Genomic DNA, 10756 nt, shown 5'->3' with positions numbered 1-10756 from the left:
TAATTCCCCTGTTTTCTTTCCGTCATGCATGACAATGATGCGATCACTTAAGCCTAGAATTTCTGGTAGTTCTGAAGAAACAACTACAACTGCTTTTCCTTTTTTAGCTAAATCAAAAATTAAATTATAAATTTCGGATTTAGCCCCAACATCAATTCCTCGCGTCGGTTCATCTAAAAACAAAATATCAGGGTCTTGAAGCAACCATCTTGCAATTAACGCTTTTTGTTGGTTTCCCCCACTCAAATATTTCACGAGTTGCTGAAGATTTGGTGTTTTTATTGCTAATTGATCAGAAAGACGTTGGCAATCCTCTCGAATTTTCTTTTCATTCAAAAACCCGGCTTTTGCATACTGTTCGATTGTTACGGTAATGATGTTGTCTTGTACGGAAAGTGGCAAGAATAAGCCTGTTAACTTTCGATCCTCTGTCAACAATCCCATACCATATCGAATAGCATCACGCGGCGAGCGAATATTTACTTTTTCACCATGAATATAGATTTCTCCTGAATCGGGAGGAGTAATTCCAAACACGCTCTCTAATACTTCTGTCCTCCCTGAACCCATTAGACCAGCAAAACCGACGATTTCTCCTTTTCTTACTTCAAAACTAATATTTTCGAACTTCCCTTTTTTACATAAATTTTTCACAGACAACGCCACTTCTTTGATTTCGACTCGTTGCTTATGAAAAACTTGATTTAATTCCCTTCCGACCATCATTTCAATCAATTCATCTTTTGTGATTTGATCACTAGACTTCGTTCCGATATATTTTCCATCCCGCAATACTGTGACCTCATCCGTAATTTGCGCTAATTCATCCATTTTGTGAGTAATATAAATGATGGATACGCCTTCTTGTTTCAATGAACGAATGATTTTAAATAGATGATGTACTTCCTTTTCTGTAATGGCAGACGTCGGCTCATCCATAATGATGAGTTTGGAGTTATAGGAAATAGCTTTTGCAATTTCAACCATTTGTGTATTAGCGATGCTTAACTCAGACATTTTTACATTTGGATCGATGTCAATCTCAAGCTTCTCAAATAATTTCCTTGTTTTTTCTTCAAGCTCTTTCTTCTTCACCCACCCTGTAAATTTATAACTAGGCTCCCTTCCTAGAAAAATATTTTCCGCTACCGTCATATTTGGTATCGGACTGAGTTCTTGATGAATCATTGAAATCCCTTTATCTAGGGCATTTTTAATATTAGAAAATTTCAACTCCTCACCATCAAATATAACTTTTCCGTTATCAGGCGTATAAATCCCGATTAATATTTTCATTAACGTCGATTTCCCGGCCCCGTTCTCTCCCATAAGCGCATGGACTGTTCCTTTTTTCACTTTCAGCTGTACACTGTCTAACGCTTTGACTCCTGGGAATTCTTTTGTAATGTCTATCATTTCTAACACATAATCTTTATTCATATGCATTCCCTCGTTTTCACTAAGATTGCCGTTTTTAAGGAAAGGACACTAACCGTCGTAGCGTCCTCTCCCCTTAGATAGGTGATAACGGTTACAAAATACTACTGCCATTTTTTAATGTACTCTTCCACATTATCTTTCGTCACAAGTTCATATGGAATCCAATTGAACTTTTCGACTTGTTCCCCTTTTGCTGCTTTAATTGCTGTTTCCAATCCACCTTGACCTTGTCCTTTGGCGTTTTGGTAAACAGTCACTTTCAATTTTCCTGATTTTACATATTCTAAAGCATCAGGAGTTGCATCAATACCAGCAACAACCACATCGTTTAACTTTCCTGCAGCTTCCAATGCCATAATTGCTCCAATCGCCATCTCATCGTTGTTAGCAACGACCGCATCGATTTCTTTTCCGGAATTGATCCAGTTTTCCATTAAAGCCATCCCTTTCGCACGATCCCATTCCGCTGTTCCCTCTAGTACGATCTTCATATCTGGATGTTTTTGGATTACTTCCTTATTTCCCTCCGTTCTTTTAATTTGCGCTTCATGCCCCATTTGCCCGTTCATAATGGCGATGTTTCCCTTCCCTTCCAGTATCTTAGCCACTTCTTCCATTTGCATGATTCCTGACTTAATCGATTCAGAGCCCACATAAGCAGTTGCCTTCTCCACACCATCAAAAATACGATTAACTACCACGATCGGGATATTAGCTTGATTCGCTTTATCAATCATTTCTGGTGCTGAAACAGTATCGACTGGTATTAACACAATTGCGTTGACTTTTTGTTGAACAAAATTCTCGACTTGGGATAACTGTTTATTTGCATCATTCATTGCATCGACATAAATAACTTCCACGTCCGATTGTGTTTTAGCGTATTCTTTCATCCCGTCTTGCAAATAGCTTAGCCACTTGTCATCAAAGTCTGGCAACGCCGCACCAATTACAATTTTCCCCTCCCCTCCTGATTGTTTCGGTGTTTGTTCAGACGTTTGTTGTTTTTCACTACAACCAACAGCGATAAACATCGTGAATAATAACAAAACGACCATTAAAATCCATTTTCTCGAAAATATCATCGGATTTATGCCCCCTTTGTTTAATTATGAAAATAGTTAAACCCCCAATAAGACACAACAAAACACACAAAAGTCTAGCAGCTTTTTTCCAAGCATCCCCCCTTTATATGCACCGTTTTCCCAGTATCAAATGCTTCTGTTGCCGCAATCGCAATTTCCAAGTTCACTTTGCCATCGATTTCGGTCACTTTTGGAGTTTGTTTATTGCGAACACATTCCACAAAATGAACAAGTTCTAAGCGGTACGCGTCATTAAAGCGCGTTTGGAAATCTGGGATGATCTCATACGTGCTGCCTTTTGCATTCAATAACGTAACGTTTTGGTTCCGCAACGTTCCAATGAACAATGATCCCTCCGTGCCTATAATTTCAGTTCGAATATCGTGACCGTAAGGCGAATTGCGGCTTGCTTCAATATCACCTGCTGCACCAGAATCAAAATGTACGTACGTAATCGCCTGATCAACATCTTTAAACTCTTCCATAAACGGATGCATCAATACCCTTCCATGTGCAGCCACAGATGTAATTTCAGCTCCCATCAAATATCTTGCAATATCATAATCGTGAATCGAAACGTCTAAAAACATGCGACCACTATGTTTAATAAACTCGGCAGGCGGCGAACCGGCATCACGAGTAATCCCTTTAAAATAGATCGGCTTTCCAATGTCCCCCGCTTCGATTCTTCGCTTCGCTTCTGCATAGGCAGGATCAAATCTTCTCATAAATCCAACTTGGCAAATGACGCCGATTTCTTTAATGATTTGAATAATTTCATCAGCTTCTTCTAAATTTTGCGTTAACGGTTTTTCAACAAAAATAGCTTTTCCATTTTTTGCAGCCCTTTTAATCATATCGGCATGGGTGCTTGTAGGAGTCACAATGACAACTGCGTCGATGTGAGGATTTTCAAACACTTCGTCTGGGTTTTTTGTCCAATGGTCAACGCCAAATTCTTTAGCAAATTGTTCAGCACGTCCTTCTTGTGGATCAACAACACTCACTAATTGCGCTCCAGCAATTTGGTAGGTTGCTAAATTTTTGGCGTGATGATGACCTAACCGACCTAAACCAAGTACCGCACAACGAATCGTCATAAAACAACACAACCTTTCTAAAAATTGTAATCGCTTTCTTTTGTCTGTCATAGAAAGAGAAGAAGCTAGGGATTTTAGTGCTTTCTCTCATTTAATCTACTTATAATTTGTATTATTTTAATAACTCAGATATTTTTACCCAAGTTCCTGTTTGTGCAGAACGTTCGACCGCCTCTAAGACAGCCTGATTGCGAACGCCGTCTTCGAAATTCGGCGCTGGACTGTATCCGTTTGCAATTCCATTCATCGTTTCAACTAATAAATTGATAAAAGTATGTTCATAGCCAATAATGTGACCTGCTGGCCAATAAGCAGCCGCATATGGATGTTCCACTTCGGTACAATTGATCTTTCGAAATCCTTGAAGACCTCGTTCGTCATCTTCCAAATACACTTGCAAATTGTTCATATTTTCCATATCCCAACGAATCGAGCCTCTTTCCCCGTTAATTTCAAATCGATTTCCGGCACGGTTTCCTCTGCTAAAGCGAGTCACTTCAAAAACACCTAACGCCCCATTTTCGAAGCGAGCTAAAAATGCCGAAGCATCATCCACATCGACTTCTCCCCATTTGTTGCTTTTAATACGACCTTTTAAATGGATATCCATATCACCTAATGGCCGTTTTTTAATGAATGTTTCCGTCATTCCGACTACTTCGCTAAATTCTCCAACTAAGAAGCGTGCCAAATCAATAATGTGTGCACCAAGATCGCCATGCGTACCCGACCCAGACACTTCTTTTTTTAAGCGCCATATTAACGGAAAATTAGGATCCATCAACCAATCTTGTAGAAATGTTGCGCGAATATGATAAATTTTCCCCAATCGACCTTGTTCGATCAATTGTTTGGCAAATTGGACAGCCGGAGCAAACCGATAATTGTGGCAAATCATATGGACGACACCGGCTTTTTTCACCACTTCAAGCATTTCTAACGATTGTTCTAATGTTAGCGCTAGCGGCTTCTCACAAATAATATGTTTTCCTGCTTTCGCTGCGGCAATGGCGATCTCGGCGTGTGTATTATTCGGGGTAACAATGTCAATGACATCAATATCGTCACGCTCAATAAGACGGCGCCAATCCGTTTCGTACGACGCCCACCCCATTTTTTCAGCGGCCTGTTTCACCCCTTGCTCATCACGTCCAGCGATGGCTTGCAAAACAGGGATAACATCTGTATCGAAGAAAAACGGAATATCGCGAAACGCGTGGCTATGGGCTTTTCCCATAAATTTATATCCAACCATCCCAATTCGAACTTGTTTTTTGCTCATATTTGTCACCTACTCTGTTTTATTGTGATGGTGCTGTTTGACGGAAATCAATCATTTTACCAATTTTAGCGCTTTCATAAATGGCCTCTAATAATTGAATGGAGCGATATCCGTCTTCCGCTGTGACTGGTGGTTTCGTTCCATGAACAATGGCGTCTATAAAGAGCCGATCCTCCTCCGCATATCCCCATTTTTCTTCGATGGATAATTGATAAAAATCGCTAATTTGAGCTGGTTGCTTTAATCCTGGTGCATACATCACCTTTTCTAGTTCTTGCGTCGCAACTGTACAATATTTTCCATAAACCTCTAAACTCTCAAACGGGAAACTCCATCCAGCATGTGCATAAGTAACAAAATTAGCAATCGTTCCTGATTCAAACGTCATCATGATCGCAAATGTATCAATTTCCGCATCAGAAATATTTTGTCGCCCTTTACAATAAACGGTCTGCACTTCTCCGAATAAATAGCGGCACATATCTATCAGATGGAAAGGGGTTTCATAAAGAAATCCACCCGTCACTTTTGGATCAGCTGTCCAAGCAGGGTTTAAAAGTTCACCACGGTTCATTTTGATATTCGCTAAATATGGTGTGACTTCACCGGAAGCAATGAGTTCTTTGACTTTCTTGTATACGGACGCATAGCGGCGATTCATCCCTAAATTGTATACGGCTTTTGATTTTTCTGCTGCTTTTCGAATTTGCTCCGCCCCTTCTAACGAGGTAGCCATCGGTTTCTCTGAAAATACGTGAACATTGTTCTCAAGGCATTTCAACACTGGTTCGACATGCAATGTGTTAGGGGTTGTTATATATACAGCATCGACTCCTAGTTCAAATAAATCTTCGAGAGTTTGAACAGCCTTAGCATTCCCAATTTCACTTGCTAGAGTAATTGCCTTGTCTTCCGCAATATCTGCAACACCAACAATTTCTATCCGCTTATCTTTCTTTAAAACTGACGTATGGACTTTAGCAATTCCACCCGCTCCTAAAATTCCTACTTTCACAAATGACATTTTTTCTCTCCTCCCCAATTTTTCGATTGTAAGAGCAAGCGCTTTCTCATAAGAGGTGAACACAACTTAATACGATGATCTGTCTATATTTATTTGTTTAATAGGGAAAAAACACTTCGTGACTAAATATTAATAAAAATCATCTTTATTCACTTTTTTGAGCAAGCGCTTTCTCTTTTGGTTTTTATTTTATCCTTCCCACTTCATTTTAGCAACTGTTTTTTTCTGAATTTATAAAAAATTTGAACTAAAAAGAAAAAAGAGCCACTGACTAACGGCTCTGCAAGCGTTTTGTGGATCGACGAATCATTAGTTCTGGCGGCAAAACAATTCGTTGCTTTATATGTTTTTCTCCTTCAATCGCCTTAACGATAAGGTCAACGACTTGACGCCCCATTTCGTCGATTGGTTGTGCGACTGTGGTTAGTGGGGGATCAACAATGGTAGACAATATTGTATTGTCAAAACCAACAACCGATAAATCCTCCGGAATTGAAATTCCCAGTTCTTTTGCTGCTTGATAAATTCCCACTGCAAGCGAGTCGAAACAGGCGAAAATAGCTGTCGGCTTTTGTGATGATGTAAGCAATTCGAGTGCCGCTCGCCTACCAGCCTCCATTGAATAATCTGTATACACGACCAACTTTTCGTCATATTCCAAACCGCTCTCTTGAAGTACTTGCCGATAGGCATAAAGTCTATCTTTATCGCTTGTCCTGTTTAGATTTCCTAACATAATGGCGATTTTTTTATGTCCTAATGACACTAAATGGGAGACAGCCTGATACCCTCCTAAAAAATCATCTACCTTCACAACATCAATGGCAAGCTCAGGAATATCTTGTGCAATAAATGCAATTGGAAATTGAGCTTGTAGCAAATCATTTAAGACCGTATAATTTTTTGTGGTCGTTCCAATAATAATCCCATCAACACTTTTCTGTTTCAATAGAGAAAGATACATCTCTTCCGTTTCTGGATTGTTGTCCGTATTGCACATTAACACATTAAATCCTAATTCTCTTCCTCGATCCTCTACTTTCCTAGAAATTTCTGCAAAAAAAGGATTTGCAACATCCGGAATAATAAGCCCGATTGTGCGTGTACACTTCCCTGTCAAAGCAGAAGCCACCATGCTAGGTTGGTAATGTAAAGCTTCCATTACTTTTAATACTTTTTTTCTCGTTTTTTCACTAATGCGACCTGTATTATTGACTACTCTTGACACAGTCGAGATAGATACACCCGCCGCTTTAGCAACATCGTAGATTGTTACTTTCATACCCCACACCAATCTTTCAGTACAAAATATCTTAGAGGAAAGCGCTTGCTTTAATATCCACTTTAAGTTTACAACGCTTTCCTCCTTTTTTCAATCCGATTGGCTTACGACAAGGTTAATTCGTTTCAAAATCAACTCTTCTTACTTCCCTCTTTTTCCTGTCCAGATGAAAACACCCAAAAACGGTTTCCGATAAAATTAATTGCCATCCCTACAATTGTCGCTATCGCTTTACTGACAAATAAAGATATGGCTGTTAACTGTAACAATTTTAGCAACATTACTGTTGCACTTAGCGATATGATGTTGACAATGACAAATTGAAAAAATTGCTGTACCGATGCTTTTTCTAACACACGAAACGTCCACTTTCGATTCCATACGTAGCTATTCATGACTCCTGCACTATACGAACATAATTGCGCAAACATATACGATACTCCCATTGATATAAGCAAGAAAAACACACCGAAGTCAACGATTGTATTTCCTATCCCAACAACAGCGAAACGAATAAACGTCGCTTTTTCACTCCACATAATGCGGCACCTTTTTCCTCTCATAACCAACGCCCCAACCTTCTTTTAAAATATAGAGTGGGCGCTGTTTCACTTCATCGTAAATGCGGCCGATATATTCCCCGATCACGCCAAGCATCATTAGGACGACACCGTTAAAAAAGAGAACCGTCATGACAAGCGACGACCAACCGGTCACCGTAGCATCTGTAAATAGTTTTAAATATAACACAACCGCCATCCATCCAACGCTAACAACCGAAAGCAAAAAGCCTAATAAACTGGCTAGTTTTAACGGCTTATATGAAAAAGAGGTAATGCCGTCAAGCGAAAACTGAATCATTTTTTTGAGTGGGTATTTCGTTTCCCCTGCAAACCGTTCGTCCCGCTCATATTCAATGGCTGTTTGCTTAAAGCCAACCCAACTGACAAGCCCACGCACAAATCGACTCCGCTCCCTCATTCCTACTAACTGGTCGCGCACTTTTCGGTCAATTAAGCGAAAATCGCCTGTATCAAGCGGAATGTCAATTTCCGTCGCCGCCCGCAATAACCGGTAAAAAGCGTACGCAGTTGCTTTTTTAAAGAACGTTTCTCCTTTTCGTTTAATTCGCTTTGCATAAACAACATCATACCCCTCTTTCCACTTTTCAATCATATCCAAAATGAGTTCTGGGGGATCTTGCAAGTCCGCATCAATGATAATTATTGCTTTTCCGACAGCATAGTCCATTCCTGCCGTAATCGCGATTTGATGACCGAAGTTACGGGAAAAGTCCAAATATTTCACTGTATCATCTCTAACCGCAAGCTCTCTCAAAATATCCAGTGTTTCATCTTTACTTCCATCATTCACAAACAATAACTCGTACGATCCATCTGTTTGCTCCATTACCCTTTTTAGACGCTTATACGTTTCACGAATCACAAGCGCTTCGTTATAAACGGGAATCACGACCGAGTATTTTACCATGTTCCTCTCCTCCTATCCTTCATATTTGTATAGCTTTCCTTCCCCTTCTCTGCCGAACGATGGTTGTGTGTCAATAGATTGTTTCCATTCGGTTTGCGGTACTTCTTTGCAGTTGTTTTGAATCCACTGCACGATGTCGTTATTGCTTTGGTCGCCGCCGAACCCAGAAATAAGGAAATACTTCACTTCCCCGTTTTTGACTAAGGTCTCTAGCTTTTCGATTGTTAACACTGGGTCGTTTCCAGAAAATCCTCCCATTGCCATGACCGCTTGATCGGTTTTTAACATGATTTGTGCTGCTTCTGTTGCACGGAATGTCGCTACTAAATAAGTTTCTCCATCATAATTTTTTTCTAAATATTGAATGAGTTTTTCATTTGCTTCATCCCTTCCCTCTTTTCCTATCGCCCGGCCGTCTTGCAAACTATTTTGAGTAAGTTGGGAACCGGCTGCAGGAATCATACTATTGCCACCGTACAAGATCGGTGTGAGCGCCCAATAAAACGGCATAAGAAGAAGTCCAAACAAACTTGCCACTTTCACATAATAGGCGATTTGTATATTTTTCCGAAATGCAAAAAGCAAAACAAACGAAGCAAACCCTAATAAACCGACAAACAAAATCCAGACGGTCGAAATTGACGCTTTATTTTGATAAAGAATATACACTTCTAATAAAAATGTCGCTAAAAATGCGACTGGAAGCAGCCATTGCTGTTTTCCTTCTTTGTAAAACTCCCATAGTAGCGAGCTACCAATCGCCACGAGCGTTGCAATTGCTGGCGCCATCATACTTAAATAATAACGATGAAAAAAGCCGGCAATACTGAAAAACACCATCATCGGAGCGAGCCATGCCAACCAAAATACCGCCACTTTATGGGAAAGGGCGAATCTTCGCTCGTTGCGAATCGATAAAACAACCGCAATTGTGCTAAAAAGAACAAATGGTAATAACCAACTAATTTGCCCAGAAAGCTGTTGGTTAAACAGACGAAACACTCCGGGATTACCTGTCTCTCCGATGCCTATACCACCGGTGTCTTTCCATTCCGGCATTTGCGGTGGAGGGTTGTTTGTATTTGACTGTTGCCCTGTACTTTGTGCGCCATTCGGTAGTTGTTCTATGTTTGGCGCTCCATTTGGAGGTTGCGGCATTTCCCCTCCTGTCCTATCTTGACCGTCCATCATACGATTCCCACCTGGACCTGCGCTACCAGTAAGCCGACCGATGCCGTTATAGCCAAGTGCTAACTCCAGCACAGAGTTTGTTTGGCTACTTCCAATATACGGGCGATTTTCTTTCGGCATCAGATCAGCAATCAAAGCGTATGATAGCGACGTTATAAGAAGCACAATCGTTGCCATCGCTAACTGTTTTAGTTTTTGTTTCCAACCTTTATTTTTTGCTAACCAGTAAAATATGTAAAATGCCGGAAGAACCATATATGCCTGCATCATTTTCATATTGAAGCCGATTCCAACTAATGAAAAGCTGATAAAAAGCCATACACCTTTTTCCGTATGAACGGACTTCATCAACGCCCACGTGGCAGCTAACAATGTGCAAATCAAAATCGTATCTAAATTGTTTGTGCGCGTAACCGCAACAAAAATAGGTGTGCACGCAAAAATAAAACTCGCCCACCGCGCCGTGACGCGACCGAAAAATGGTTGAACGATAAAGTAGAGTAGCATCGTAGATATCACACCGGCAAGCGCTTCCGGAAGTAGCACGCTCCAATCACTTACTCCGAACAATGCAACACTCAAAGCTTGAAACCATAGTGCCACTGGTGGTTTGTCAACTGTAATAAATCCAGCTGGGTCAAGGGAAGCGAAGAAAAATGCCTTCCAACTTGTCGTCATACTTTTCGCTGCGGCTGTATAATACTCATTTGAGCCAGCGTTTCCGATGTTATAAAAATATAAACATGAAGCCAATCCAACGATGGCTATTAGCCACCAATCTTGTTTTTTATTATTTTCCATTCAAAATCCTCCTCGTATAGTATGTTTAGAAAGATTTTTAAATCGAATTTCCAGTTCGAT

9 protein-coding genes are annotated in these 10756 nt (G+C 40.3%); all 9 read right to left on the bottom strand.

Annotated elements, in window-relative coordinates; translation table 11 throughout:
* On the bottom strand, positions 1-1440 hold a 1440-nt coding region (locus V7Z64_RS08710), incomplete at its 3' end, for a sugar ABC transporter ATP-binding protein (RefSeq protein WP_334110092.1).
* A 101-nt stretch (positions 1441-1541) separates the two neighbouring features.
* Entirely contained in the window at positions 1542-2525 is a 984-nt protein-coding gene (locus tag V7Z64_RS08705; protein ID WP_297990707.1) for a sugar ABC transporter substrate-binding protein, read from the bottom strand.
* A 74-nt stretch (positions 2526-2599) separates the two neighbouring features.
* Positions 2600-3625, bottom strand: a complete 1026-nt coding sequence (gene iolG / locus V7Z64_RS08700; RefSeq protein ID WP_297990706.1) for an inositol 2-dehydrogenase — start codon at positions 3623-3625, stop codon at positions 2600-2602.
* 112 nt (positions 3626-3737) lie between these two features.
* Complete coding sequence (locus V7Z64_RS08695; protein WP_297990705.1) at positions 3738-4907, bottom strand: Gfo/Idh/MocA family protein; 1170 nt, start codon at positions 4905-4907, stop codon at positions 3738-3740.
* A 19-nt stretch (positions 4908-4926) separates the two neighbouring features.
* Positions 4927-5931 carry a Gfo/Idh/MocA family protein gene (locus tag V7Z64_RS08690; protein WP_297990704.1) on the bottom strand — a complete coding sequence of 335 codons (1005 nt, stop codon included), beginning with the start codon at positions 5929-5931 and terminating at the stop codon, positions 4927-4929.
* Between the two features lie 271 nt (positions 5932-6202).
* Positions 6203-7213, bottom strand: a complete 1011-nt coding sequence (locus V7Z64_RS08685) for a LacI family DNA-binding transcriptional regulator (RefSeq protein ID WP_297990703.1) — start codon at positions 7211-7213, stop codon at positions 6203-6205.
* 131 nt (positions 7214-7344) lie between these two features.
* Positions 7345-7752 carry a GtrA family protein gene (locus V7Z64_RS08680; RefSeq protein WP_297990702.1) on the bottom strand — a complete coding sequence of 136 codons (408 nt, stop codon included), beginning with the start codon at positions 7750-7752 and terminating at the stop codon, positions 7345-7347.
* Positions 7742-8704, bottom strand: coding sequence for a glycosyltransferase family 2 protein (locus tag V7Z64_RS08675; RefSeq protein WP_297990701.1), 963 nt, complete (start codon positions 8702-8704; stop codon positions 7742-7744). Before V7Z64_RS08675 ends, V7Z64_RS08680 begins: the two co-directional genes overlap by 11 nt.
* A 12-nt stretch (positions 8705-8716) precedes the next feature.
* Positions 8717-10696: a glycosyltransferase family 39 protein gene (locus V7Z64_RS08670; RefSeq protein ID WP_297990700.1), complete on the bottom strand. Its 1980-nt coding sequence runs from the start codon at positions 10694-10696 to the stop codon at positions 8717-8719.
* Positions 10697-10756 lie beyond the last annotated feature (60 nt).

This window comes from Anoxybacillus sp. (assembly GCF_036834105.1).
Lineage (GTDB): Bacteria > Bacillota > Bacilli > Bacillales > Anoxybacillaceae > Anoxybacillus.
Note: the sequence above shows the minus strand (reverse complement) of the source record. Positions and strands in the feature narration are given on the sequence as shown.

Coding starts and splice junctions, on each gene's coding strand:
- V7Z64_RS08705 (WP_297990707.1), bottom strand. CDS start 2,525: ATGATATTTTCGAGAAAATGGATTTTAATGGTCGTTTTGTTATTATTC.
- iolG (WP_297990706.1), bottom strand. CDS start 3,625: ATGACGATTCGTTGTGCGGTACTTGGTTTAGGTCGGTTAGGTCATCAT.
- V7Z64_RS08695 (WP_297990705.1), bottom strand. CDS start 4,907: ATGAGCAAAAAACAAGTTCGAATTGGGATGGTTGGATATAAATTTATG.
- V7Z64_RS08690 (WP_297990704.1), bottom strand. CDS start 5,931: ATGTCATTTGTGAAAGTAGGAATTTTAGGAGCGGGTGGAATTGCTAAA.
- V7Z64_RS08685 (WP_297990703.1), bottom strand. CDS start 7,213: ATGAAAGTAACAATCTACGATGTTGCTAAAGCGGCGGGTGTATCTATC.
- V7Z64_RS08680 (WP_297990702.1), bottom strand. CDS start 7,752: ATGTGGAGTGAAAAAGCGACGTTTATTCGTTTCGCTGTTGTTGGGATA.
- V7Z64_RS08675 (WP_297990701.1), bottom strand. CDS start 8,704: ATGGTAAAATACTCGGTCGTGATTCCCGTTTATAACGAAGCGCTTGTG.
- V7Z64_RS08670 (WP_297990700.1), bottom strand. CDS start 10,696: ATGGAAAATAATAAAAAACAAGATTGGTGGCTAATAGCCATCGTTGGA.